Below are 25,118 nucleotides of genomic sequence, written 5' to 3' on the forward strand. Positions count from 1 at the left end.
GACTAACAGTAGGCTGTCGGAATCTCTGCCCATGTTCCAGTGTAATCCGGGCTCTTTAAGTTTCTTCGCATTGCCCAGTACTTATCTATGCCCTCAGATGCCAGTTTGATAGTGCCACGACTGTACTTGCTGTTGATCCGGTCAATAGTTGACATAAGGTTGCTAGACTTCTCGTCTTGCTTGGAATAACCAAATAGATCCGTTTGCTGGCTACCTGCAGGCACTAAGTCCATCAACATGACTCCACACTTCAAGTAGTAAACCTCCTTCTTATAGATTTTTTTAAGCCCCCATAACGCCGCATTTGTTATTTGCATCATGTTGTTCGTAGGAGCTGGCAATGGAATTACCAAGCTAGGCCCGTAGTACTCTGCTTGATCGTGTGGACTGTTTTGGATAAAGACCAACACTGCATTGGCATACAAACCTTTTGTCCGCATTCTTTGAGTGGCATTGGATGCATGGAAACTGATTGGCTCTACTAGTTCATTATAAGTGGACAGTCTGTTACCGAATGACCGAGAGCTCATCACTTGTTTAGCTTGAGGAAGCATCTCTTCAAGAGTTAGCCAGGGTTCACCATTAAGCTCTCGGACAGTACGTTCAAGTACAACGCCAAACTTATCACGTACACGCTTAGGGTCTGCCCGTTTAAGTCTTAGTACATTATCTACACCAAGATCATTAAGCCTTTTCTCAAGCCTGCTGCCCACCCCCCAAACCTTGGAGACAGGAAGGGATAGCATGATGTTATCGAGTTCCTTGGCAGGCATGGTTACAAGGTCGCATACCCCATGCATATCAGGCATTTTTTTAGCGCAATGGTTGGCAAGTTTGGCGAGTGTCTTCGTACGACCAAAGCCCGCACAAATGGGCAGCTTCGTCCATTGCAATACGGTATCTTTAATCTCTTTACCGTAAGCTAGCCAGTCTCGATGCATGCCGGTGAAGTCTAAGAAAGATTCGTCGATAGAATACACTTCTTGCCTGGGAGCAAACTGACTGAGCGTACTCATAAAACGGTTACTCATATTGGCGTATAACTCATAGTTGGATGAAAACGCAATAATGCCTAGTCGTTTCGCATCTTCTTGAATTTCAAACCACGGCCTACACATCCAAAGCTCAATTAGTGCTTTAGCTTCTTTACTTTGAGCGATCACACAGCCGTCATTATTTGAAAGCACTACGACAGGCTTATCACTCAGGTCAGGTCTGAAAACTTTCTCACATGACGCATAAAATGAGTTTGCGTCAAACAGTCCATATACCAACTCATTTTGGTCGATAGAGGACACTTGTTACCACCCCAAAGATCATTAGCTCCTGGCCTTCTGCAAACGTGATAGGTGGGTGATCTGGATGTTCTGACAACAGCTTCACTACATTGCCGCGTTTGAACAATCTCTTAACCATCCATTCACCATCTACAGCCGCAACAACTATGCTTGAAGACTTTGCCTTAATCGAAGCATCAACCACCACTCTACAACCATCAGGAATATGCGCTCCCTCCATTGAATTGCCTTTAACGTTAAAGAAGTAAGTAGATGCTGCATTGGTAATGTAGTCTTTATTTAAGTCTAAAAAGTCTTGCTCATAGTCCTGTGCTGGTGAAGGAAACCTAGACTGACCAGCAGTAACTTTCCCACTGTATAAAGGCCTTGCTAAGAAATCAGGATGGGGGGCGGCTTGCAGTAAATCCAATGGTGGTAATGTCTTGTTAGCTTTGTTCTTTTTGAAGGCGTCCAGATACACCAATACATCAGCTTTGATGCTGGTAGGTACTCTGATAACAGAAGTCTTCTCACCGAATGGGCTCATTGAACGCTTAGGGCCAGAGTTGGGTCTTTTGCCGCCTTTGGTCATGGTATCTTTTGAACTATGTAACAGCGTTCAATGATAGCATCAGAAAAGCGTTTTTCTCAATAGGTAAAAACTACTTTTTTAGGAAGTGGAAGAGTAGCAATTAAGTATCTGAGCTTAAATAGCCATTAGGACTGAGCCTGATTAAATGTCTCGCTTGTTCATGGGATGCATTTAACCATTCATCGAAATTCTTATTCTCAATCACTACCACTGACCGCTTTTCGTCTCCAGGTTTGTGAAACCGACGCATTAACGGGTGATTGTCTGCATTCACTGTGAGCATTGAAAAAGACATCAGCACTTCGCCAGTCTCTTTATCAATAACTCGTTCCCAGATAGAAGCAATTGCAGTTGGTTCACCATCAGTGCGATAGATACCTGTTCTGACAGCTTTACCAGTTTCATAGCAGGGCTCGTAAAAGCGCTCGGTTAAGATCAGGCCAAATCTTCGCTCACGCCATGCTGATCTATAAGAAGGTTTTTCATGAACGGTTTCAGACCTGGCATTGTAGGTTTTCAACCCAAATTTCTTTTTATCTGTGGCCCAATGGGGTACAAGGCCAAATTGCGCTAAATCGCATCGGACTACATTTTCTTTCATATAAATGAAAGGAGCGGAGTACGTTGGATAGGTTTCGGCTCGCCAATCACTAACAGGCAGGTCACACCCAAAATGATGCTTCACCCAATCAATTCTGTGGATTTTAATTGGCTCGAAATTGCTACACATGAATCACAGTATAACAATCACTTTGAAAGGAGAAGAATTAAAGATCGCAACTAATTAAAACTTCACTTAGTTTCATTTCTAAAGCATCTGCAATTTTAAGCAGATATCTCATCAATAAACCCCATCACTTCCTGACGCCGTGCAGCATTCAGTTTATGAAATTTAATTAGTAGCTGCGCCTCATCATCATTTACCGCATAGAAATATGCTACTGGTAAACCAAGCACTATTCCAATCCGCTCTACTAATTCAAATGCAGGCACTCGCTTACTTAGCTCATAGCGATTCATTCGCGCACTAGCCGACTCGGGCTCAAGTCCAATTTTCAACCCTAACTGCTCTTGCGAGAGTTTTGCTTGCACGCGTGCTTCCTTCAATCTCTTTGAAAGCGTGGACATTGTTGTCTTCTAAGTTCTGAAGCGTTCAATTGTCCTAAGTTGTATGGGAAGCCCCTCCTGAAGAGATCGAAATTATTAAACAATTTCACAAAGAGTTTCAGGGTTAACTCGACGCACCTGACGACTCGGCGCCTTTCGATGCGGTACATGGCTTGCTGAGCAGCGTCAGCATAAGAGTGAACTGTAAAGTACTTTTTCGTCAGATTGGAATGCCAACATCATTTATAGTTATCTCTTAAATGTGAGAAAATCCGTCTCTAATAAATTGAAAGCATATCCAATGGGCTTTGAACAACTCGCCGAACTGAAAAAGCAACTTGCTGAAGAGTCAAAACAATCGAAACCTCTAAAGGCTGAAAAGCTTAAGCAACCGAAGTCTGAACCAGTCGATAAAGTGGTTTTAATTATTGGCCGCTTGCAAAAGTTATTTCCTCTCGCATTCCCAAAAAATCCATCTCCTAAAATGCCATTAAAAGTTGGTATTCTTGATGACCTTCAAGCACGGTCTGAGGAAATAGATATTTCCAAAGACGATCTCCAACTTGCTGTAAAAACGTGGTGCAAAAGCCCACGTTATTGGTCAGTCACCAAAGAGGGGGCTGTGCGTATTGATTTGGAAGGAAATCCTGCAGGAACTGTAGAGGCTAATGGAGCTGCGCAGGCGCGCATGATGGCTAGCAAACATTTCAAAGCTAAACAAACAGCTTCATAAATGGCTACTCTTACAACTGATTTATAGATTTTTCAATATATTTGAAGCAGCATTGATAATTAAATCACTACAGTGGGATGGATTTTTTAATTATTTCTTTACTAGCCTTTTCCAAGCTCACTGATTCCAATCAACTTATTTATACCATCAGACCTCAATATTACTTTTAAAGCTTCTGCTAAAGAAATAGGGTTATTTTCCGCTAGGGTATCTTTTAGATAAAGCATCACATCTTCAGCATCGTTAATGTAATCGGCAGGATCAAATACATTTAAATCCGCCACTTTTATTGAGCTTGATGATGCAGCTACTTTTTGAAGCACTTCTTTTGTGGCTGGTCTTTCCAAGACTGTGCTTTTATCCTTACCCGTTTCAGACCATCTCTGGGAGGTTGCCTCATTGATTTCTTCTAAAGTAGCATTGGTATGAGTACTTTCACTCAGCAATCCAATGAAATCACCTCCAATAGCGTCAGGACCTACTTCATGCCTTCGTCTAAAATCCTCCATGATGGCTTGTCCTTCTGGAGTAAAAATAGATAGCATGTGTTCCCAACTCAGATAGGTTAATTCATTAACCACTGCAGGAAACTTTCCGGCATCTAAATCCCTACCTACCTTTGATAAACTCTGTACAAGCTCCTCAGATGTCTCAACGCTAATTTGAATCTTAAAGCTCATTATGATCTCCTGAGAGTATTGATGATGCTAAAGAAGCTCTCGCCCAGTTGATTTTCCAAAGTCGATGCGTTCATGCTTATTTTCTTCAGTGACCGCTGACATTAATTCGGCAAAGCTGTATTCGTTTGTTTCAACTGTTTGCTCTTCTCTGGTTTCTTCAAACAAACTAGATAGCAGTTTCAGCTTAATGTCTTGTGGAACCAATCGAGAAATCGCAGACAATTGTTCCGGGGTGGGCAATCCATCGTCAGGTGGATAAACGGGCTCTGTCTCATCTTTCATCACTCAACTCCTATCAAGATTATTTCAAATTGCTTTGGCTAGCCCTACGCGAGATATAGATCAATCCCAGCAGCATTATGATTACTGATTCAGGCTCTGGTACCGGCGTAGCGGTTCTCACCAGGAAAGAGGCCAGGGTGGCAGTAGACGCCGAATCTTCATAACGACTGAAGTTCGCATAGCTGGTTATATTGTTTGTGTTATAGGTGCTCCTGATGAATCCATAATACTGGGAGTCTTCATTGTTGTTTTTATAGTCTTCTGATGTGAGTCCCAGCAGGTCTTTTCTGGTCGAGCGCGTATCCGTGGCACCCAAGGCATCAATCAACGTAATAAAAAACAAATCATCATCAACCGTTGGCGTTGATGCAGTCAGTTTGGATGTGCCTTCAAAGCTGTACCCGCGACTGGTAAATATCTGCTTGAACTCATCATAAGTCGCATAACGCCATCCAGCTAGGGATTGGCCACTCCCCAGCAAGTCTAATACCTGATTATAGGATTTTCCTTTAGTAAAACTGGTATCCAGCCACTCCAGGCTTGAATTCTGATCAAGCGTGTAGCCGCCATAATCCACCAGATTGTACGAATTGGCATGTGCCATATTGCTTAAGAACAGTACTAAAAGATAAAGATACTTCATGCTTGGTTCTCCCTTTATGTCGATTACTAGAAATTCTTTTCGAGGGGTTACTTGTGTAGATTCAATTCATCATCCGTATCACATGGATACCATTTGTTGGCTGCATCGACGGCGATACTGGGGGTAAAGCGTGGGTCTTGCGCTCTGCCAACATTCTTCCTATCCACATACACATGGATTGTTTGATCTTCGATCTTGTTGACAATGCCTGAATACATCCATTGGCCAACATTTTTGCAAGCCCTTCGACCAACGCCTCTGGCTAGAATCAATGTTGCATTGGCTTCTGCGTCATGCATTCGATTCAATGACTGCTGATAAGCATTATCTTTCGCTTTTCTTTCTTGGTCCTTGATTGTTGCCATACTGGTATAACCATAGGCTTTTTTCACTCTGTTATTCCAGTCTTCCGGTTTCGCACCTTCAGAAGTGGAAACCACCAATGAGAAAATCCGGTTCGGATGACAGTATTGCTCTATGGTCGATGGGCCAAAGAAACTCAAGTCTCCTGCAGTCATAAAGAACAGTGGTTTGTCTTCCTTGGAACGACACCATCTGTCATGCATATCGCCACCCAACTGATAACAGTAATCTATGGCGATATTGAAGGTACGTCTTTTCATTTCAGACACAGGTAGTGATGAGCACCAGAGACGGCGATATTCGTGCACACCATCAATTGTGGTATCACCAAATTCTGAATCAAACGTCATCCACTTCTTGACCTTCTCAGCATCAAAGATTTGACCAATGGTTGCTTTGTAGAAAGCATGGTATTGCTGAATAAGATCTTTGGGAGCAGTGTCACTTTTGCTTGGCGCAGAGCTGCAGCTGCTTAAAAATAGTGAAAGTAGGGCAACGACTAAAAGGTTGATTGGCATAATTATCCTTATTAGATTCATGCTTATTGTAGATTATATTCCGTGGACTGTTAATCTCATTCATAAAAGAATGGGGCATGTCCTCAATGCTGGAAACGATTCAAGCCAATCTGGCGCGCAACATCATCGCGCGCAGAAAAGCTTTGAATACGTCTCAGGAGAAACTGGCACTTTTAGCCGGGGTTGATCGGACATATGTCAGTCAGTTGGAGCGTGGGATTGCCAATCCGTCTGTATCAATCCTGTGTCGGATAGCAGAGGTATTGCAGTGTGAACTGCATGACCTCTTATCCGATAAGCCTAGCTTTGCCTGAAGCAGTTTCCCTGCTTAAACTCAGTACTCAAAATCCAGATTCATGATCACACTGATCAGTCGATCAAACGTGAGCAGATCTTTCATATTGAGCGGTCTTCTGGCTTCATTGATTAGATCAATGGCTACCTCTCTTGGATCATGCTTACCTTTGGCTGAGCGTTTCTTGTAGCAATTCGTGCGGGTGTCATAGTCAAACTGATTGTAGTGACCGATACCTAACAGGATGACCGCAGCCATCAGTTGCTCTTTAGGGCGCATCAAGCGCTGAGCAACCCGATCCGATTCCAGAAAATCCAGCTGTAGCAGCGTCCTCTCAAGGTTGCCTCCCAGAGCTTTGAACTCACCACTTAATGACCACGGTGTTTTGAGAAAGTGATAAAGCGTATAGTGATTAGTCAGTACCTGGTTAATTAGTCTGTTATATTCCAATGGCAGGCTTGAGATGGTTCTCAACAATGCACCAACTGCAAAACCATCCTGCATCCAGGCTGGAATCAACGTCGTATCCAAACCTTCGCCTTCTAGAAGCATGCCTACTGAGCTGACGTTTTGAATAATATTGGTTCCTTCCAAAAATACTTTTTTAGTCAGCCATACAGCACGAACCAATACGCCATAGCTGATATCCTTACGTTCAAGTTTAGATAACCAGGTAACACGAACGGTACGGAAATCTCTATAGAGCGTTGCCTTATAGATATAGGTAGAGTCAGGGTTCTTCTCGCAGGAGATATGCTGGATTCTGAACAGGTTGTAGATACTGCACGTTGCCATTAACTGGGTATTTTCAATTGCCTTCAAAAACTTCATTTGTTTATCCTTTCCTATATGCACTGTCTGCTAGTTTTTCGCCAGATTGGTTGAGGCTAATGGCACAACCAAGTTACCGGATAGCAAGCGGTTGAATGCCGAGCCATCAGTTCTGGTGAGGTTTGGGACATAGCGGCTGTAAACACGGAACAACATTTCAGTTGTGGAATGTCCCATCTGCTTGGCAATCCACTCTGGATTCTCACCTGCAGCGAGCCATAAAGTGGCCGCTGTATGACGGGAGGTATAAGGTCTACGTAATTCCAGGCCTAAATAACGGAGTAGGGGATACCAAACTCGATTGGTCAAGTTGTTCAGGTTGTAAGGCTTACCCTCAGAATTACAGAACACAAACGCAGATTGGTTGGTGACTTCACGTTGACGCATAAATGCGTCATACACCACGTCAGACATAAATATTTCGCGAATGGATAAATCAGTCTTACCTTCTTCTTCCATCTCATCACCCACCAGGGTTTCTCGAATCAGAATCTGCCGATTCTTGAAATCAACATACTTCCATTTCAGCCCATGGATCTCACCTGTGCGCATACCGGTGAAAAAGCGGATGATGAAATAATCGCGATAGTCTGGCCTCACGGTTTTAAGGATCAAGTTCACCTCATCAAGCGTGAATGGCTTGATATCCAGACGCTTGATCTTGAGGGGTTTGATTCTTTGACCTGGTGAGGTAAAGTGATAGCGGTCAGCGGCCTCATTAAGAATTTGTCTTAATCCCAATACAATGGCATTGATGCGACGTGCAGAGAGTGTTTGACCTTTTCGTCCTGGGACTTTGGCGAGTTGCGAACGAAAGTCAAGAATGTCTTCACGACGGATGCTGCTGACTACCTTCTCTCCAAAGTAAGGCACCAAATGCTTATCGATGGTGTCACGCATAGTTTGCACATAGCTTTTGCGCCAGCCAATCTTGCATTCATCAAACCATTTTTCAGCGAAGTCTTTGAAGACCGGAGAGGTAACCATAGGCATTCGATCTTTAGCATCTGAATCTGTAATAGCAATTGGTGCTGTATTATTTGATGAAGCTCCTTTTGAGAAGTACTTGCGGTAATCAAAAGTATTGTTAGCTATGTCAGATTCAATTTTTCCCAGAATTTCCGACATTTTCTTGCGATTAGCTTTAGTGTCGGTAAGTAATGTCTGTTCGCGATAGCGTTTACCCTCAAATCTAAAATCGAAGAACAACAGTCCGTTATCTTTTCTGGCTCGAATACTAGCCATAGCAATAACCGCCATTTTTCATTGGTACGGCATTAAGATTTGCTGCCATACTTAGTAAGTCCCGTTCGATTGCTTCCCAAATATAAAGAATCTTTCTCCGGCCAAATGGGCGTATATAGTGAGTGCCCTCAATCAACACACTATCTTTCAATTGATTGCGGATAGTGCGGGCGTCGTATTTGATCCGCATTGCTAGTTCCTCAGTGGTTAAGTAAGTTCCATTCATGCTATGCTCCATGTTAGTTAAAAGTGGCAAACGATTAATAATGAATCCGTTTGATAATTAATATTATCATAAAGATCATCATTTGCAACTATTTATTATCAAATTATTATTTTTTTGAGCATTTAAGATGATTAGATTTTTGTTAAATGAGTTGTTATCAGATAAGCAATTCAAAGAAGGTCGAAGAATTACATTAATTGAGGTGGCTGAGTCGACAGGTATTAACCGAATGACATTATCGAAAATGATTAATCACAAGGGCTATAGCACGGTGACTGACAATTTAGATAAGTTGTGTATTTATTTTGATTGCAGGATTGAAGATTTAGTGGAGCATATTCCTGAGCAGTGAACCATTGACGACATTTTTTTTGCCACCTTAAATTTGGAGTTAACCTAGCTGAACCTCGCTAAGTTTAAAAAATACAAAGTTAGAGAATAAGAATGAGTAGAGCCGAAGATAAAAATAGAACTGAAAAATTACAGTCACTAGATAAAAAAACTCGGAATAAACTTAGATCAATTTTGAGTAACACCGAGGGTAATACTATTGGAAGCCTTACCAGGTTGCGCAGTAGTATGAGTAATACTCAGTCAGAGATTCTTGATGAGATTCTCAATCTACCTCTTAATGGAAAGGTTTCGGAAAAATCTAAACCATTTCCTAAAACGCCACCATTTTTCGACACGCTTCAGACTCGTAACCGGATTGGACTAGATAAAATCCTGAAGATAATTGAAACAAATGTACTTACACATCATGCTAGATTGAGTGCGCTTTGCGAGTCTTTGTATAAAATTGATAAGGAGTATGCCCAAAAGAATATTCTGGAATGTCGTAAGCTAATAGTATCTACGATTCAGGAAAGTGGATGGAGCCATACGGTTCTGAGGCGTATTGTGTTAATTAGAGAAAATATTCCTGAAGGGCTAGAAGATGACAAGATTGAACAGCTCGTTCAGCAGGCAGGTTTAAAAGCACTTTCAGTTGTTTCCCTGGTTCACTCTTATTCTCTTGATCAGCAGATTCTGACCATCAAAAGATCAATACTAAATATTCAAGATCGTGGCGCAATAAATCGCTACAGTAGGGCAATAGCTAGACTAGCTGTTCAGCCCTTTGCTAGAGATGAAGTTGATTTATCAGACTTCCTTTCTGATGTGGAGCGTTGTTCTTTAATAGACGCTGTCGTGCTGGCAAAATTTAACTCTCATTTGTTTGATATTGAAAGTTATCCTGGAATTAAATCAATTGCTAATTCTTTAGGTGATGAAAAGCTTTTTGAACAACTAGTTGCAACTTATGACGCAAGTGATTCAGAAAGTGAGCATACTTTTTACAAACAGAGTAGTGCATGGCTCGAATATGAACCGATACGTAAATATCGTTTACTCATTGATAACTATTATGATGCGTCGAGGGAAGAAATTGATGATGTGCCCGATACATTATTGCCACTACTTCATGCATGGGTTAAAGAAACAACTCTAAGCGATTTAGTTGGGAAGACACAATTTACAAAACATTCTTACAGAGTGTTAGGTAATCTAGAGCTCTCAGGTTCAATCACACGTTCCGCGATTTTCAATTTTTGGTTAAATCAATCGGAAGGACAAATAGGTTTTGAAAAGGATGATTTATTCTCATTGATGGGCCTTACTCGCGACCTTGCCCGTACAATTCCAATTAAGGCTGTACGTATGGCTGCAAAGCTTGCTCAAGACGAATTGGTCAGACTTATACTTCTTTTGTTACTAGGTAAGCGCAGTAAAAACGAATTGGATAGCTTTCATTTAAGAAAGTTACTTGAGGATATAACCATAAAAAAGCATGAGGGGTCACTTGTCAAACTAGTCAAGGCATACGAAATCACTCATCCCTACGTTGCAGAGTATATTTATGATATTGCCACAGAGGATTTCTTGGCTAAATTAAATAAGCTAGCGCCACATAGAGCAGATATTCCTGAAATTCGGGCTTCATTGCATGAATGGATGGCTGAATACAAATCTGATGATCATTATCTTGAAAGAGCTCGTACAGTAAGAATTGATCACCAACTTAATCGAGTTCGTAATGAAATTGATGATCATAGAATTTATGTAGATCCTTCTAGATTCTCATCTTGGATTGAGGATGAAATGATGATGGAGTTGAATAGTGCACTATCAACAAATGGAGCCGGGAAAAAAGGAATCTCGGTAACATGCGATGAAACTATTCTCACATTTATTATGACGCAATGTTATAACGCTTTTTGTTCAAATCCTATATTTGGTATTGCATCTTATATTGGAAGACGTATCCGCCATGGTACTTTCCATGGTCACCTTTATTCTGGCGTAATTAACGCGATAGAAAATAAAGAAAAATTTCAGCCTTTATTTCGGACCCCGTTATTTGCAGCTAAGTGGAATAGTTGGAAGGATTTGTATAATGAAACTATAGAGGGCATTATTAGGGATCGATTGCATGTTAAGTCTAAGACAAAGCAATTTGGTTTACTTCAGCCCGAGGTTAACAGTCCGATCAAGCAGGAAATTTTGAGTGCCGCAGTCAAGAGTATCAGCAACAATTACGGAGAAACAACTTCTACCAATGGTCTAGACAAAACTATAATTGATTATTGCTGGAGATTAGCCGAGATTGATCTTGAGGCTTTTACAAAATATTTAAGAGCGCAGCAGGGGCCAATAAAAAATTTGAATTTCTTGAAAAGCGAAGTTCTGCAAGCTGCATCTCCTACTAATCAAAAATTAGCAGAAGCTTTTATTCGAGAGCTTGAGCTATCGATAGATCATAAACTATCAAAGATGTTTGGTTGGTTTAAACGCCCATCAATAGTAGCTCCTAAAGCATCTGTGGCTTTATTGTTTGATGCAACAGTCGCTGAAGTAAGAGATACTTTACCTGACTTTAATCCTCAATCTGATGATTGTAGTGAAGGCGAAATTGAGTTAATTGGGGATGTCTATCATCTAGTTTACGATTCACTGGCAGTCGTGGTTGCAAATGCTGCTATGCACGCTGATCGAAATCAGCCCGTTAAAAGAAAATTTGAGATCCTTCCAGGTAAAGAAAAACGCTTAATAGTAGAGTTATCTTCTACGATTAAACCATCTGATGATCCGCTGGAAGTATCAAACATTATTGAATCGCGAAAAAATGCTGACTTTCAGGATGCAAATCTTTATCAGGGGAAAAGTGGTATATCAAAACTTAAGTTATTAGCGCATAAGCGACAAGATTTTGTACTAGAACAGTACGAGGTTGTAGGTAACGAAGTGAAGGTTAGGTTGGCTTATGTTCTTGAACACTGAGTACGTGAAATGTCTGATTGTCGAAGATGATCCGTTCAAAATGGAAGGTATTCGAAGCCACTTAAGAGATATATTTTCAGACCGGATAGAGTTTACTGATTGCCATGCTTTATCCGAGGCCTCCACATTATTAGCCGATTTCGATTTTGATTTGGCTATTCTTGATATGTCTATTCATAGTCATGAGCCTGAAGCGGGTGCAGGTTCACCATTCCAACTTTCATCTGGTGGACTTGATGTTTTGTTCGAGATAGAGCATTCGAATAATAATACCCAGTGCATCATTCTTACACAGTATCCTGACATTGAAATTGAAAGCGTACCAATCGCGGTGGAGGATGCTCAGCATGAAATTTTCGAAAAATTTGATATTAAAGTTGCTGGATGTGTAAGGTACCAAGAAAACGATAATAAATGGAAGACTGAGGTTACTTCCATTTTGGAGAAGCTATGAAATTACTGATATTGGAAGATGAAGATACAAAATTTGATGAGATAGAAAAATACATACATGAAGTAATAGGTATTGATTGTAGTATTCAAAGAGAAAAAAATTGGTTTGATTACTCCAAAGCAATTATAAGCACAAGGTTTGATCTCATTTTACTGGATCTTTTAGTGCCACGTTCCCCTAGGGATAGTACGATTGAAGACCATCATGAGTCCTTGGTATCAACTACGCGAGATTATTCAAGCAAATCATTCTCTACTCCAACTATTGTTTTGACTCGACAAAACTTGGATGCTGGTGATTTTGTTCATGATTTAAATAAAGTCGATATAAATGTAATACCATTTAATGATCATGGGGAATGGAAAGAGGCTCTGAAGTTAAAAGTTCTTGCAGCCCAGCCGAGGAAGAAATTTGAGTTTGTTATTGTATGTGCACTAGAAAAAGAAGCTGCTGCATTTGAAGGCTTAACAGATAAATGGGGTCCAATCAAAACAATTTCTGGATTGGTTTGTAGAGAGATTGAAATTGGTGATTATAAAGGGGCAATTGTTATTGCCCATCGAATGGGGCTTGTTGCGGCTGCCGTTGTTGCAACAATGGCTTTGGAGCGATTTGAACCACGGTTGATTTGTATGAGTGGTATTTGTGGAGGTGTCCCAGGAGAGTCAGAAATTTATGATTTGCTGATCACTCAAACTTGTCATCAGCATGATGCTGGTAAGTGGAGTAATCAGGGGTTCAAGTCTGAGCATTATGACGTGCAGCTAGATGTTGAGGTGCGCAATAAACTCATAGAGCTTTGTTCGGATGATCTAGTGAAAAAATCAATCACTGATGATTTGGATCCTGGTAGGTCAGAAGTGCCCGATGGACGAGAGAGAGTATCTTGTAATATCAAACCTGAGGCTGCTACTAGCAGTGGAAGTGCTGTTATAGCAGAGGATGGTAGAACTTCAGTATTGTCAGTTGGCCAGCGAAAACTGGCCGGCTTTGATATGGAAGTTTATTCAATTTATGAGGCAGCTAGGCATGCGGTAAATAAACCCGTTTTCTTTGCAGCAAAAGTTGTTGTTGACGATGGAGGCAAGAATAAAGGAGATCATTTCCATCGGATTGGCTGTCTACTATCTGCACGCTTTGTTGCTCTAACTATTCGATCTGGTATACCAGATATAAATAGACGTTGAGGGCTTCAATAAACATTTGGTTTGAACATAATCTAAAAGGCACTAGAACTAATGGTCGATTATTCAACTTCACCAATGATGGGATAAATGGTAGGCACGACTTGGGCACATAGCGGGCACAAAATGGGCACAAAAAAAGCCAAGTTAGTAATCACTATCTTGGCTTTGCTTTTCTGACTGGTGCGCCCGGCGAGATTCGAACTCACGACCCTTGGCTTCGGAAACCAATACTCTATCCAGCTGAGCTACGGGCGCAATCCTGCCATTATAGCAAATAAGTCTCCTTGTCTTGGCGCGCTAGCCGCCTTTTTCTAAGGCTGTGCTGGCATAAGTAGCCTGAAATAATCTTGTCATAGTGCCTGACTATGCTTGTCCGTTGAAACGTTAAAGTTATTTAAGGACAGTGCATTATGAAAGCGATGATTTTGGCTGCGGGGAAGGGTACACGGGTGCGGCCACTCACTTATGAATTACCCAAGCCTATGATTCCCGTGTTAGGCAAGCCAGTGATGGCTTACTTGATTGAGCATCTTGCCTTGCATGGCGTGGCGGATATCATGATCAACGTCAGTTACCTGCACAAAAAAATCCAGGATTATTTTGAGGACGGCCATAGGTTCGGCGTGAATATCGGCTACTCGTTTGAGGGCGATATTATTGATGGGCAGGTGGTGCCTCATGCGGTTGGATCTGCGGGAGGTATGCGCAAGATCCAGGATTTCAGTGGTTTTTTTGATGAAACGACCATTGTGTTGTGCGGGGATGCGGTGATTGACCTGGATATCACGCGGGCAGTAAGGGAGCATAAAGAGAAGGGCGCACTCGCTAGCTTGGTGACCATGCAGGTGCCTATGGATAAGGTTTCCGGTTATGGCGTGGTGGTGACTAACCAGGAAGGGCGCATTATTTCTTTCCAGGAAAAACCTAACCAGCTGGAGGCGCGGTCTAACTGGGCGAGTACCGGTATTTATATTTTTGAACCGGAAGTGCTGGACCTGATTCCTGTTGGCAGCGAGTTTGATATCGGTTCTGATCTATTCCCGTTGCTGGTGCAGCGCGGCTTACCTTTTTATGCGATCCAGCATCCGTTTAACTGGATTGATATCGGGGTGGTGGCGGATTACTGGCTGGTGATGCAACAGATGATGCAGGGCTTTTTTCCTTCGATGCCGATTCCCGGCAAGCAAATCAAACCGGGGGTGTGGGTCGGGTTGAATGTGCATATTGATTGGGAACATATGCATATTGAAGGGCCGGTATATATCGGTTCCGGTTCAAGGGTGGACAAGAACGCACGCATTATCGGCCCGACCTGGATCAGCAACGGATGCCATATCCAGCGCGACAGTACGGTGATCCGTTCTATCCTGTTTGATTACACGCGTATCGCCCAGGATTACAAAGTGGAAGAGCGTATCGTCTGCGGTGAGTATTGTGTGGACCGCAATGGACGCATGGTGCATTTCGACGATGAGAACTGCGACATTATCTGGACCGATGCCCGCGAAAAAGTGGTGTATCCGCAGAATTATGCTTATGCCCGGCTGTGATGTGAGAGTGTGCGCTCACAAGTCTATTGTTTTCAGGCTGATGAATTATGGTTGTTAGCGGTTTTATATAGTCCGTTGACTTCTGTTTGACATGTGAGTTTAAAGGATTTGTCATATTCGCTACGTATCCTCTAAGGTCTTTGAGAGAGGATACCAAAATGAAAAAAATCACTTTAATGCTGGCATTAGCGTTAAGCACCATGAGTGCTGCGCAGGCCGCGACAACTTATCAAATCAGCAAGGAATGGTCTTTTGCCCATAGTGGTAGCGGCTATCTGGCTGAAATTCCAGCCTATGATGCTATTACCAACACCATCTGGGTAGCAGGTGTGAAAGGTGTGGATGTATTGAACGCCAGCACAGGTAGCCTGGTGCAACGTATTGATACCAGCGCTTTCGGCAGTATTAACAGCGTCAGTATCAAAAATGGACTGGCCGCATTTGCGATTGAAAATAATACCCGTACCAACGCCGGTATCGTTCAACTGTATGACACTTCAAGCAGAAGCCTGGCCGCTGGCACCAACAGCTTTACTGTTGGCGCGTTGCCAGACATGCTGACATTTACGCATGACGGTTCAAAAATTCTGGTGGCTAACGAAGGTACGCCAGATACTTATGGCAAACGTATCGGTACAGATGTGCCACGTAACTATGGCGCCGCAGCGAATGATCCTGTTGGCAGTGTCACTGTGATTGACGTGGCTTCACGGACTGTGGCTGCGACTGCGACATTGAATGGCGTGGCCACTTCAGGTTCGCATATCCGCACCAATACCGGCATGAATTTTGAACCGGAATATATTGCGGTGAGCCAGGATGGCAGCAAGGCTTATGTAACATTACAGGAAGCCAATGCGATTGGTATTCTGGACCTGCACACCAACACCTTTACCAATGTGGTTGGCCTGGGCGCTAAAGATTTCAGCCAGCCGGGCAATACGCTGGACCCTTTGAACAATGGTACTGTCAGCTTTGTGAATGCCAACGTCAAAGGCCTTTACATGCCAGATGGCATTGATACCTACTCTGCTGGTGGCAAAACCTACCTGGTAATGGCGAATGAAGGTGATTTCCGTGAAGATGACGGTGACCGTTCAGCAGCCAGTTCATTAGGTGCGACCGGCGAGCTGGCGAATATCCGTGTATCCAATACTGATTCTTCACCCGGCGATTTGTATGCGGCAGGTGCTCGTTCATTCAGCATCCGTGATGCCAATGGTGCCCTGGTGTATGACAGTGGCGATATTCTTGATAAAGAAGCCGCAGCCCGTGGCATTTACGATGATGGCCGCAGCCGCGACAAAGGCGTAGAGCCAGAAGGTGTTGAGCTGTTTACATTAGATGGCCGCACCATTGCTGCGGTTGGCCTGGAAAGAACCACCACTGGTGCGATTGCTTTGTTTGATATAACTGACCCAACTAAAGTCAGCTTTATCGACATGATAGTGTCTACGGGTGATCTGGCACCGGAAGGATTGACCGCGTTTACGTTTGACGGTAAATCTTACCTGGCATTTGCGAACGAGGGTTCTAACACCACTTCGCTTTACAGCATCAGCGCAGTGCCAGAGCCAACGTCAGCCGCAATGCTGGGCCTGGGCCTGTTAGCAGTGAGCGCGATGCGTCGCCGTCAGAAATAAGCTAAATCACAATAACATTTGCAGTAAGACTCATGCAGCCGGGCACTGATTGCCTGGCTGTTTTGTTTTCAAGGCCTTTAAAGGTGTGCGGGCGGCCTCAAGCCATGTTACATTTCATGACACTGGGTTCTGCGTTATAATCGCGCAGGTCATTTCAAAATCAATGGGGCGCAGATATGTCGGGGTACAAGGAAGGTTCAAGCATCAAAGAGTTAATCATTGTGATACCAGGCACAATTATTGGATTCACTCTGTTAGTGTCATTATTGGCTTATCTTTTTGGCGTGATTGGCAGTGAAAAACCTGCTCCCGCTAAGGAAGTTACAGAAGCGGCAGAACAAAAAATAGCCGCAAACATTCAGCCGGTTGCTACTGTGGAAGTGGCTGCAGACGCTGGTGAGCATGTAGAAAAAAGCGGTGAAGAGATTGTTAAAGTCACTTGCTCTGCCTGTCATGCTGCAGGGGCATTAGGTGCACCAAAAATCGGTAATGCCGGTGACTGGGGCCCGCGTATTTCACAAGGTTACGAAACACTGGTGAAACATGCGATTGAAGGTATCCGTAGCATGCCACCACGTGGAGGCGGCGCTGACCTGACTGATCATGAGGTAGCCGATGCCGTGGCTTACATGGCGAATCAGGCCGGAGCAAAATTTGATGCTGCAAGTTTGAAGAAATAAATACTACGAGTTTCAAAAGCCGCTTTCACAAGCGGCTTTTTTGTTTTCAAGCTCCTCTTTGTTTATAGTGCAGGTTAGAGGCGAACTATTTAAGTATATACACGGGCGCAGGTGACAGGCATGGCAAGATTTGCAATTGGTGACATTCAGGGCTGTTATTACTCGCTGATGGATTTATTGGCTGAAATCAACTTTCAGCCCGCGCATGACCAGTTGTGGCTGGTAGGCGATATTATCAATCGTGGCAATGGCTCGCTGGAGGTTTTACGTTGGGCTTACAAGCATAAAGACCAGATCAAACTGGTATTGGGTAATCACGAACTGCATGCGATTGCAGTAGCGCATGGCGTGCGTCCGCCACATCGGTTTGATACCCTGGCCGACATTTTTGCTGCCGACGATGGTGGCGAATTATTACATTGGTTACGCCAGCAACCATTGATGGTGCTGGAAGACGACTATGCGATGGTGCATGCCGGTCTGTATCCGCAATGGACTTTAAGTAAAGCCAAACGATTGGCCGAAGAAGTGGAAGCCGTTTTATGTAGTGCTGATTACGGAACATTCCTGTTTGCAATGTATGGCAATACGCCAGCGAAATGGAACGATGCGCTGGTGGACATGGACAGGTTGAGGGCGATTGTAAATGCGTTTACCCGTATGCGTTTGTGCAATGTAGAAGGCGAGATGGAGTTCACCTTTAAAGGCGAAGTGGCTGATATGCCTGCCGATTATTATCCCTGGTTCCAGATTCCTGAACGGCGCTCGGCCGGCATGCAAACGATTCTGTTCGGGCATTGGTCAGCGCTCGGGTTGCATCAAGGCGATGGCGTCGTAGCACTCGATACAGGATGTTTATGGGGGCGCCAGCTGACGGCTTACAATTTGGATGACAAAAGTATCCGGCAAGTGGGGCTGGATGCACGAGACCGGCCAGCGGCAGGTGGCAGTGATTAACGGATTTTTCAGTGTGAACGTACCGTCAGTATGATGGACTTATGGCTGGTTGTTGCGGCATCGTTCTTGGCCGGTGTGATGGATGCCATGGTTGGCGGGGGAGGGTTGGTGACCGTGCCTGCGCTGTTATCTACTTATCCCTCATTGCCACCTTCTTTATTGCTAGGCACCAATAAATGTTCAAGTGTGTTTGGCACTGCAGTGGCCGCTACACGTTATGCCAGGCGCGTAAAACTGGACTGGGCGTGGCTAATACCTGCTGCGCTGGTGGCATTTGCCGGTTCATGGTTAGGTGCGTGGACTTTAACTAAAACCGATCCGGAATTGTTGCGCAAGCTACTACCGCTGATCTTAGTTTTTGTGTTGTTGTATACCTTTAAGCATCGTCAGTTCGGTATGTTGCATAGCCCCATGCGTACAGACCGCAATCGCCTGTTATTAGCCATGGGCATAGGCGGGATAATAGGCTGGTATGACGGATTCTTTGGCCCTGGCACCGGGAGTTTCTTTATCTTTTTGCTGATCCGCTGGCTGGGTGTGGATTTCCTACATGCCTCTGCCTCCTCAAAAGTATTGAATGCCTCAACTAACCTGGCCGCACTGATATTGTTAGCGGCAACCGGTCACGTCTGGTGGCAAGCAGGTCTGGCGATGGCAGCAGCCAATATTGCCGGGAGTGTGCTGGGTACCTCGCTCGCCCTCAAGCATGGTGCATTGCTGGTGCGAAGGGTGTTTATTGTGATGGTGACGCTATTGGTGTTAAAAGCTGGCTGGCAAGCTTATGTGGCCTAGCTAATTATATTTGTAAGCTAGGCTACAGCTTGCTGGTATTGCGCAGGTGACTTGTAAAGCACACTTGTGATTTCGGCATGGGCCATTTCCGCCAGTGCCTGACGGCTCAACTCCCTGGCGATAATCGGTTGGCAAAAATGTAGATGCACGGTTGGCGCACGCATATGAATAAACGCCAGCATCGATTCAATCATGGTGGTTTCACCGGCATAGGCCGCCGCGTGGTTAATGCTGCCATCAGGTTGCACATAACAAATGGCCACCGGAATCACGATAGTGTTGGCATCAATAGCCGCTTGTATCAGGCTGCTTTTGAAAGGTAAAACCTGGTCACCTTCTGTGGTGGTCCCTTCCGGGAAAACACATAAATTATCCCTCAGCTTTAAGGCATTGCTGGCTAACTGCACAACGCGTGCAGCATCCCTTTGGCGTGTGCGGTTAATAAAAATAGTGCCGGATTTTCTCACCAGATAACCAAATACCGGCCAGTTTCTCACCTCCAGTTTGGCAACAAAACGCACCGGCAATAAGCTGTTGATGGAATGAATATCTACCCAGGAAATATGGTTGGCGACAAATAATACGCCATGCGTGTCTTTACCTGGCACGGTGCCACTGGTGGTCAGGGTGATGTTAAAACAGCGTAATAAACGGCGGCACCACCATTGAATGATCGCCATGCGCACGCTGCGATTGGCTACTGGCAACACCAGTGTCGCCAAGGTTAAGCCTATCAGTACATGCAAGCTGATACGGGCGATGCGCCACCCGCGGATTAGAAAAGGCGCTTCGCGTCGCTGTAAGTTGGTTATATGATTCTTAGGCAAATTATTTCAGGAAATGCGCTGCATATCTGGGATTAATGCGGGAGAGAGGTAACAATACCAGCATATCCGCTGTATTAAAAGCTGGATCCCAGGCTGGTTCGCCACAAATGTAGGCGCCCAGGCGTAGGTAACCCCTGATCAACGGCGGGCAGGTGACCGGCAATGATTGATCCAGTGCTTCAATCGGTAACGGGTTGTGCGGAAATACGCGGTATTCAGCCGGTGAAAGATACTCTTCACGCAAATTACTGAACAATGAAGCGGCCATATGACCACCATCATGCATGGAAATGCTGGCGCAACCGATCATGTATTCATATTGGCGCGCCATCATGTATTTGGCCAGTCCCGCCCATAACATGGTAATCGTGCCACCGGTGCGGTAATCTGCGTGTACGCAGGCGCGCCCCACTTCGACGGTACGGTCACTCAATGGCGACAGTCTGCTTAAATCAAATTCACCGGCTGAATAATAGCCGCCAGCCAGCATGGCCTGCATCGGGTTGAGGATGCGGTAAGTGCCTACCACTTGTTGTGTGGCATCGTCACGGACCAGTAAATGGTCACAAAAGGCATCGAAGCCGTCTACATCCAATCCGTTCTGGCTTTTGATATGCGCGCCCATTTCTTCGGAAAATACCTGGAAGCGCAGACGCTGAGCTTCGGTGATTTCTTCTGCACTGGTGGCTAGTGCAACGCTCAGTGAGGTCGCCGGTTTGCGCGCGCTATGGATGCTGCTTTGAATATCAGACTGATGTATGCCAGGTTGCAAATCTTGTTCAAACATCCCGCTTCTCCTTGGTGATTTAGCGAGATGATAGGATTGGCATGTGAACGATTGGTGACGAAGTCGTGACAGTTGTGTGACGAAAATAGCTTTGTACGGCAATAAAAAAGAGCGACCAGGTCGCTCTTTTATTTGCTAAATTACTTGTGATTAAGGACTTAATGGCTTACACGTGAGGTTGAGCCATTTTCAACGATACGTACACGGTCACCCGGCGCGAATTGTTCATCCGCTTCCTGCACGATAGAAACCAGGTTACCGCCATCCAGCTTAACAGTGATTTCGTAGGCATTTTTACGGGTAACACCTTCTTCAATCGCTGAACCAGCCAAACCACCAGCGACTGCACCAATTACCGCTGCAATAATGCTGCCTCTGCCACCACCAATACTGCTGCCCGCGATACCACCTACAGCACCACCGGCAACGGTACCTACCGGAGATTTGGTACCTTCCAGTTTTACGCTACGTACGCTTTCTACCACACCGGTTTTCACTGTCTGTGTTTTACGTGCTTCGTCGCGCGAATACACACTACCGGAATTAGAACTGGCACATGCGCCTAAGAATCCTACCATTATCACTACAGCAACCCACTTTAATGCACGCACTTTCATGTGTTTTCTCCTGTACTATTTTCTCTTTGTTAGCTCAATATTGGCCTAGCTTGATGCGGGACGGCTTAATGACGGGTCTTCCTTAATTGCATCCTGTACCAGCGCATGACTATAAATACTTTCAATCTCTTCGCGACTGGCTTTGTGATTCTGACCACCACGATGTGCAATTTTAATCGCGCCCAGCGTTGCTGCCAGGCGACCACACGTTTTCCAGTCCCAGCCACGAGCAATCCCGTACAACAAACCAGCGCGGTAAGCATCACCACAGCCAGTCGGATCTATCACTGCTTCTGCTTTAACGCACGGTATTTCATGACGTTGACCATCAGCATAAATATGTGATCCTTCACCACCCAGCGTTACAATCAGTGCTTTCACTTTGCCGGCAAGTTGCTCAAGTGTAAGTCCTGTTTTATCTTGGATGACCTGAGACTCATAATCGTTCACTGCCAGGTAGTCTGCCAGCTCAATAAAATAGAGTAATTCTTCGCCATTAAACATTGGCAGGCCCTGACCGGGATCAAACATTATCGGAATACCGGCTTCATGGCACTCTTTGGCATGCTGGAACATAGCATCACGCCCGTCCGGCGCGATAATCGCCAGTACCGCATCTTTTACATCCTTGGCGCTGTTGGCGTGGGCGTTTTGCATGGCACCAGGGTGGAATGCCGTGATCTGGTTATCATCAATATCGGTAGTGATAAATGCCTGCGCGGTAAAAGCGCCATTGATGGTTTTGATATGTGTGCGATCAATCTTATGTTGATCAAGCCAGCTTTGGTAAGGCGCAAAGTCATCACCTACGGTAGCCATAATCTGCGGCTGGCCTTCCAGTAACTGCAGGTTATAGGCAATATTGCCCGCTGTGCCGCCAAACTCGCGGCGCATTTCCGGTACCAGGAAAGCCACGCTGAGCTTGTGAATTTTGTCCGCCAGGATGTGGTTTTTAAACTGGTCGGGGAACACCATGATGGTGTCATAGGCCAAAGAGCCGCAAATTAAAATCTTCATTTAGTGTGGTCAAAAAGGGGTTGTGATAATAGCGGCTATTATTGCTGCCAGCCTTTAAGCTGGCAAGTCTTACTTAAACTTTGACAAGACTGAGTGCCCGATGAGGCTGATTATTTCAGGATTGCTTGATGGCTATATCAATCAAGGTTTTGGCTGCTTTTTTAGCGGACTTGATGGCGCCGGAACCGCGCTTGATTTGCTCTGCTTGTACCGCACCTTCAAACAGGATGGAAAGCTGCAGGGCTAAACCTTCGGCATCTTTAATATTTGCTTCTTGTGCAAGCTTGCTGATGAACAGACGGAACTCGCGTGATTGCTGTGATGAAAGCTGGTGAATACGGTTTTCTTCACTGGGGAATTCAGCAGAAGCTTTAATAAAAGCCACACCAACAAAGGAAGGCGAAGTTACCCACTCTTCAATAAAATCAAACAGTTGCTGAATTTTCTCGTCAGGCTTGTCGCTCAAACCACCCAGTTTATCGTTCATCCAGGTTTGAAAATCCTGGTGGCTTTGCTGCAACACTGCCAGGATGAGTTCTTCTTTGGTTTCGAAGTATTTATAGAGCGTCATCTTGGTGGTGCCCGCGACCGCTACAATAGTATCTACTCCGGTAGAGTTGATGCCACGGGTCTGGAATAAGTCCGTTGATACTTGCAGGATTTTTTGTTTGAGTACGCTCATATGCCTGATTATAGCACCCTATACTAAACAGTATAGTCACAGTCATTTAGCAATGAAAATATGGCTGGCGTTAGCTTTTAGAGTTAGCCATCAGTTTTGGGGTGTAATTGCATTGCACCTGGTCCAGCAACTGGTTGACCAGCACCTGCTCATCACGGTTGGTGGTGACATGGCCGTTAATGACATTTTCGATATACACGCTTTTTAGTTTTTCCGGCAGTTGCAGTGCTTCAAGCAGGCGGCATTCACCATGTTTCATGGTTTCCAGGCGGCCATAAATGGCAGCAGTTTCTGAAGGACTGGCTTCCAGCGAAAATGGGTTGGGCGCTGGCTCAGGTTGCTCAGCAGCATGTGCCATACTGATTTCGATACTCTTCGTTGATGGCCAGAAGTGGCCTGCAAGCATGCCGGTACATAATGCTGTGGCGACGATGCCGTAATTACGAACTGCCAGCCAGTTAATTTCACGGGTGGTTTGCTCTTTAATCAATGCCTGTGCTGCTTGCCGGGCATGCTGCAAGGCAGTGGAATCCGGATGTAGAAGTTTTTCCTGGCAAGCGCTGATCGCCATAAAATATAACTGGTTTGCCAACATCTCCGGCAGGCGTGCGCCGGCTTTTTGAGATTGTGTCGTGAGAAATTTCTGTAAGCGGTCAGCTGTTGAAGCGGATGGGGCGGGTTGATTTTTCGCAGTCAACGGGCTGGAAAGTAAATCATCAAGCACAGAAAACAATGCCAGCAATTTTTGCACTGGCTGCTGGCCGGATTTATCCAGCATGCGAATCAACCACTCTGATTGAAGTAGTGAGTCCAGCATGGATTAAAAAGGTTTGACTACCACTAAAACGACAATGGCAAATAACAGGATTATTGGAATTTCGTTAAACCAGCGAAACCAGACATGGCTCCGCTGGTTGCTGTGTGCCGCAAATTGTTTAAGCAGTTTGCCACAATAATGATGATAGCCAAGCAGAAAAAATACCAGTAAGAGTTTGGCATGCAGCCAGCCGCCCGTAAAGCCGTAGCCAAGCCATAGCCATATGCCAAAAGCCAATGCAAGGATAGAAAGTGGCTGCATAAAACGGTAAAGCTTTTGAGCCATTAACAACAGGCGCGCATAGGCTTGCGTATTTGTTTCCATCGCCATATTCACATAAATACGCGGCAGGTAAAAAAGCCCGGCGAACCAGCTGGTGATGAAAATAAGGTGTAGCGCTTTAATCCATAACATGAGTTAGCGTGCCTGCTGTTCTATAAGTGCGTGCAATTTGGGAAAGTCCAGTTCGCCTATCACTTTTTGCAGGCGGCGGCCTTGTGGGTCGTATACGAATGCAGTCGGCGTGAGGTTAACGTTGCCAAAGGCTTTTACCATTTCGCCAAAACCATCGTGCATTACAGCAAAGGGTAACGCTTTTTCCTGACTGTAATTCAGTACTTGGGCTGGAGGATCATAAGGCATGGCCACCGCAATGACTTCAAAATTTTTATCTTTATATCTCTTGTAAGTTTCAATCAGTGTCGGCATCTCTTTGATACAGCCTGGGCAGTCGGTGGCCCAGAAATTGACCAGCAGGGTTTTGCCGCGCAGCGATGCCATGCTGATTTTTTTGCCGTCCAGGGTAGTGAAGGTCACTTCTGGCGCTTGTGGTTTTTGCATCACTGCTATCGCCAGGCCGATGAATAACGCCAGCGCCACTAAAGGCATGATCCATTTTTTATAGGAAGAGAAGTATTTCGACATAATGTTTCTTGAGATTAAAAACCCTAAAGCGCCTACGTGTTTGAGCCGACCTCAGCATGATATAATTCACT

The 25,118-nt window shown here is 44.6% G+C and carries 31 protein-coding genes and 1 tRNA gene; 11 read left to right on the forward strand and 21 right to left on the reverse strand.

The features are described 5' to 3' along the window. Nucleotides 1–2: 2 nt before the first annotated feature. The 4 genes from umuC to LPA26_RS13815 form a co-directional block, all read right to left on the reverse strand. On the reverse strand, nucleotides 3–1,298 hold the full coding sequence (gene umuC, locus LPA26_RS13800; protein WP_229008792.1) for a translesion error-prone DNA polymerase V subunit UmuC: 1,296 nt from the start codon (nucleotides 1,296–1,298) through the stop codon (nucleotides 3–5). Then, nucleotides 1,276–1,869 carry a LexA family transcriptional regulator gene (locus LPA26_RS13805; protein ID WP_229008793.1) on the reverse strand — a complete coding sequence of 198 codons (594 nt, stop codon included), beginning with the start codon at nucleotides 1,867–1,869 and terminating at the stop codon, nucleotides 1,276–1,278. Before LPA26_RS13805 ends, umuC begins: the two co-directional genes overlap by 23 nt. 100 nt (nucleotides 1,870–1,969) lie before the next feature. Then, nucleotides 1,970–2,554 (reverse strand): SOS response-associated peptidase, encoded by a 585-nt coding sequence (locus LPA26_RS13810; RefSeq protein ID WP_229008794.1) that lies wholly within the window; start codon nucleotides 2,552–2,554, stop codon nucleotides 1,970–1,972. A gap of 140 nt (nucleotides 2,555–2,694) precedes the next feature. Beyond that, nucleotides 2,695–2,997, reverse strand: coding sequence for a helix-turn-helix domain-containing protein (locus tag LPA26_RS13815; RefSeq protein WP_255659350.1), 303 nt, complete (start codon nucleotides 2,995–2,997; stop codon nucleotides 2,695–2,697). 280 nt (nucleotides 2,998–3,277) lie between these two features. On the opposite strand from LPA26_RS13815, the gene LPA26_RS13820 reads away from it, so the two are divergent. Further along, nucleotides 3,278–3,709 (forward strand): ProQ/FinO family protein, encoded by a 432-nt coding sequence (locus tag LPA26_RS13820; RefSeq protein WP_229008796.1) that lies wholly within the window; start codon nucleotides 3,278–3,280, stop codon nucleotides 3,707–3,709. Between the two features lie 101 nt (nucleotides 3,710–3,810). On the opposite strand, the gene LPA26_RS13825 is transcribed toward LPA26_RS13820, so the two are convergent. From LPA26_RS13825 to LPA26_RS13840, 4 genes are read right to left on the reverse strand one after another with little or no spacing between them, the layout of a single operon-like run. Then, the gene (locus LPA26_RS13825) at nucleotides 3,811–4,389 is read right to left on the reverse strand and encodes a DNA-binding protein (protein WP_229008797.1); all 579 of its coding nucleotides are present in this window, start codon (nucleotides 4,387–4,389) and stop codon (nucleotides 3,811–3,813) included. A 27-nt stretch (nucleotides 4,390–4,416) separates the two neighbouring features. Then, complete coding sequence (locus LPA26_RS13830) at nucleotides 4,417–4,671, reverse strand: hypothetical protein (RefSeq protein ID WP_229008798.1); 255 nt, start codon at nucleotides 4,669–4,671, stop codon at nucleotides 4,417–4,419. Nucleotides 4,672–4,690: 19 nt separating this feature from the next. Beyond that, nucleotides 4,691–5,314 (reverse strand): hypothetical protein, encoded by a 624-nt coding sequence (locus tag LPA26_RS13835; protein WP_229008799.1) that lies wholly within the window; start codon nucleotides 5,312–5,314, stop codon nucleotides 4,691–4,693. A gap of 47 nt (nucleotides 5,315–5,361) precedes the next feature. Next, nucleotides 5,362–6,195 (reverse strand): hypothetical protein, encoded by an 834-nt coding sequence (locus tag LPA26_RS13840; RefSeq protein ID WP_229008800.1) that lies wholly within the window; start codon nucleotides 6,193–6,195, stop codon nucleotides 5,362–5,364. Between the two features lie 77 nt (nucleotides 6,196–6,272). Here LPA26_RS13840 and LPA26_RS13845 point away from each other — a divergent pair, with 77 nt between their 5' ends. Then, complete coding sequence (locus LPA26_RS13845; protein WP_229008801.1) at nucleotides 6,273–6,509, forward strand: helix-turn-helix domain-containing protein; 237 nt, start codon at nucleotides 6,273–6,275, stop codon at nucleotides 6,507–6,509. Nucleotides 6,510–6,529: 20 nt separating this feature from the next. Here the strand turns inward: LPA26_RS13845 and LPA26_RS13850 are convergent, their stop codons facing one another. The 3 genes from LPA26_RS13850 to LPA26_RS13860 are packed head-to-tail and all read right to left on the reverse strand — an operon-like array spanning nucleotide 6,530 to nucleotide 8,792. Beyond that, nucleotides 6,530–7,321: a hypothetical protein gene (locus LPA26_RS13850; RefSeq protein WP_229008802.1), complete on the reverse strand. Its 792-nt coding sequence runs from the start codon at nucleotides 7,319–7,321 to the stop codon at nucleotides 6,530–6,532. 30 nt (nucleotides 7,322–7,351) lie between these two features. Next, a complete protein-coding gene (locus LPA26_RS13855; RefSeq protein ID WP_229008803.1) occupies nucleotides 7,352–8,566 on the reverse strand; it encodes a site-specific integrase in 1,215 nt (404 codons plus the stop codon). Beyond that, nucleotides 8,559–8,792, reverse strand: coding sequence for a hypothetical protein (locus tag LPA26_RS13860; RefSeq protein ID WP_229008804.1), 234 nt, complete (start codon nucleotides 8,790–8,792; stop codon nucleotides 8,559–8,561). Before LPA26_RS13860 ends, LPA26_RS13855 begins: the two co-directional genes overlap by 8 nt. 127 nt (nucleotides 8,793–8,919) lie before the next feature. Between LPA26_RS13860 and LPA26_RS14380 the strand changes: the two genes are divergently transcribed. The 4 genes from LPA26_RS14380 (at nucleotide 8,920) to LPA26_RS13875 (ending at nucleotide 13,754) form a co-directional block, all read left to right on the forward strand. After that, a complete protein-coding gene (locus LPA26_RS14380) occupies nucleotides 8,920–9,144 on the forward strand; it encodes a helix-turn-helix domain-containing protein (protein WP_370634387.1) in 225 nt (74 codons plus the stop codon). A gap of 92 nt (nucleotides 9,145–9,236) precedes the next feature. Then, nucleotides 9,237–12,113: a hypothetical protein gene (locus LPA26_RS13865; protein WP_229008805.1), complete on the forward strand. Its 2,877-nt coding sequence runs from the start codon at nucleotides 9,237–9,239 to the stop codon at nucleotides 12,111–12,113. A 4-nt stretch (nucleotides 12,114–12,117) separates the two neighbouring features. Further along, nucleotides 12,118–12,567 (forward strand): hypothetical protein, encoded by a 450-nt coding sequence (locus LPA26_RS13870; protein WP_229008806.1) that lies wholly within the window; start codon nucleotides 12,118–12,120, stop codon nucleotides 12,565–12,567. Further along, entirely contained in the window at nucleotides 12,564–13,754 is a 1,191-nt protein-coding gene (locus tag LPA26_RS13875) for a hypothetical protein (RefSeq protein WP_229008807.1), read from the forward strand. The genes LPA26_RS13870 and LPA26_RS13875 overlap by 4 nt, the downstream gene beginning before the upstream one ends. A gap of 59 nt (nucleotides 13,755–13,813) precedes the next feature. Here the strand turns inward: LPA26_RS13875 and LPA26_RS13880 are convergent, their stop codons facing one another. Next, a complete protein-coding gene (locus LPA26_RS13880) occupies nucleotides 13,814–13,960 on the reverse strand; it encodes a hypothetical protein (RefSeq protein WP_229008808.1) in 147 nt (48 codons plus the stop codon). Then, nucleotides 13,933–14,009, reverse strand: a tRNA-Arg gene (locus tag LPA26_RS13885). Before LPA26_RS13885 ends, LPA26_RS13880 begins: the two co-directional genes overlap by 28 nt. A gap of 155 nt (nucleotides 14,010–14,164) precedes the next feature. On the opposite strand from LPA26_RS13885, the gene LPA26_RS13890 reads away from it, so the two are divergent. From LPA26_RS13890 to LPA26_RS13910, 5 genes are all read left to right on the forward strand, one after another. Beyond that, nucleotides 14,165–15,304, forward strand: a complete 1,140-nt coding sequence (locus LPA26_RS13890; RefSeq protein WP_229008809.1) for a sugar phosphate nucleotidyltransferase — start codon at nucleotides 14,165–14,167, stop codon at nucleotides 15,302–15,304. A gap of 158 nt (nucleotides 15,305–15,462) precedes the next feature. Beyond that, entirely contained in the window at nucleotides 15,463–16,947 is a 1,485-nt protein-coding gene (locus tag LPA26_RS13895; RefSeq protein WP_229008810.1) for a choice-of-anchor I family protein, read from the forward strand. Between the two features lie 176 nt (nucleotides 16,948–17,123). Then, entirely contained in the window at nucleotides 17,124–17,627 is a 504-nt protein-coding gene (locus LPA26_RS13900) for a cytochrome c5 family protein (protein WP_055827616.1), read from the forward strand. Between the two features lie 120 nt (nucleotides 17,628–17,747). Then, nucleotides 17,748–18,584, forward strand: a complete 837-nt coding sequence (locus LPA26_RS13905; RefSeq protein WP_229008811.1) for a symmetrical bis(5'-nucleosyl)-tetraphosphatase — start codon at nucleotides 17,748–17,750, stop codon at nucleotides 18,582–18,584. A gap of 30 nt (nucleotides 18,585–18,614) precedes the next feature. Further along, nucleotides 18,615–19,376, forward strand: a complete 762-nt coding sequence (locus tag LPA26_RS13910) for a TSUP family transporter (RefSeq protein WP_229008812.1) — start codon at nucleotides 18,615–18,617, stop codon at nucleotides 19,374–19,376. A 17-nt stretch (nucleotides 19,377–19,393) separates the two neighbouring features. On the opposite strand, the gene LPA26_RS13915 is transcribed toward LPA26_RS13910, so the two are convergent. The 8 genes from LPA26_RS13915 to LPA26_RS13950 form a co-directional block, all read right to left on the reverse strand. Then, nucleotides 19,394–20,203 carry a 1-acyl-sn-glycerol-3-phosphate acyltransferase gene (locus LPA26_RS13915; RefSeq protein ID WP_229008813.1) on the reverse strand — a complete coding sequence of 270 codons (810 nt, stop codon included), beginning with the start codon at nucleotides 20,201–20,203 and terminating at the stop codon, nucleotides 19,394–19,396. 1 nt (nucleotide 20,204) lies between these two features. Then, nucleotides 20,205–20,990 carry a GNAT family N-acetyltransferase gene (locus LPA26_RS13920; protein WP_055870312.1) on the reverse strand — a complete coding sequence of 262 codons (786 nt, stop codon included), beginning with the start codon at nucleotides 20,988–20,990 and terminating at the stop codon, nucleotides 20,205–20,207. Nucleotides 20,991–21,148: 158 nt separating this feature from the next. Next, nucleotides 21,149–21,607, reverse strand: a complete 459-nt coding sequence (locus LPA26_RS13925) for a glycine zipper 2TM domain-containing protein (RefSeq protein ID WP_229008814.1) — start codon at nucleotides 21,605–21,607, stop codon at nucleotides 21,149–21,151. Nucleotides 21,608–21,652: 45 nt separating this feature from the next. Then, on the reverse strand, nucleotides 21,653–22,624 hold the full coding sequence (locus tag LPA26_RS13930; protein WP_229008815.1) for a carbohydrate kinase family protein: 972 nt from the start codon (nucleotides 22,622–22,624) through the stop codon (nucleotides 21,653–21,655). 115 nt (nucleotides 22,625–22,739) lie between these two features. Next, nucleotides 22,740–23,306 (reverse strand): TetR/AcrR family transcriptional regulator, encoded by a 567-nt coding sequence (locus LPA26_RS13935; RefSeq protein ID WP_055827604.1) that lies wholly within the window; start codon nucleotides 23,304–23,306, stop codon nucleotides 22,740–22,742. Nucleotides 23,307–23,376: 70 nt separating this feature from the next. After that, nucleotides 23,377–24,123: a hypothetical protein gene (locus LPA26_RS13940; protein ID WP_229008816.1), complete on the reverse strand. Its 747-nt coding sequence runs from the start codon at nucleotides 24,121–24,123 to the stop codon at nucleotides 23,377–23,379. Between the two features lie 3 nt (nucleotides 24,124–24,126). Next, nucleotides 24,127–24,537 carry a CopD family protein gene (locus LPA26_RS13945; protein ID WP_229008817.1) on the reverse strand — a complete coding sequence of 137 codons (411 nt, stop codon included), beginning with the start codon at nucleotides 24,535–24,537 and terminating at the stop codon, nucleotides 24,127–24,129. Between the two features lie 3 nt (nucleotides 24,538–24,540). Beyond that, nucleotides 24,541–25,047 carry a TlpA disulfide reductase family protein gene (locus LPA26_RS13950; protein ID WP_229008818.1) on the reverse strand — a complete coding sequence of 169 codons (507 nt, stop codon included), beginning with the start codon at nucleotides 25,045–25,047 and terminating at the stop codon, nucleotides 24,541–24,543. Nucleotides 25,048–25,118: the final 71 nt, after the last annotated feature.

The organism is Methylophilus sp. Leaf408 (assembly GCF_916856905.1).
In the GTDB taxonomy this organism is placed as follows: Bacteria; Pseudomonadota; Gammaproteobacteria; order Burkholderiales; family Methylophilaceae; genus Methylophilus.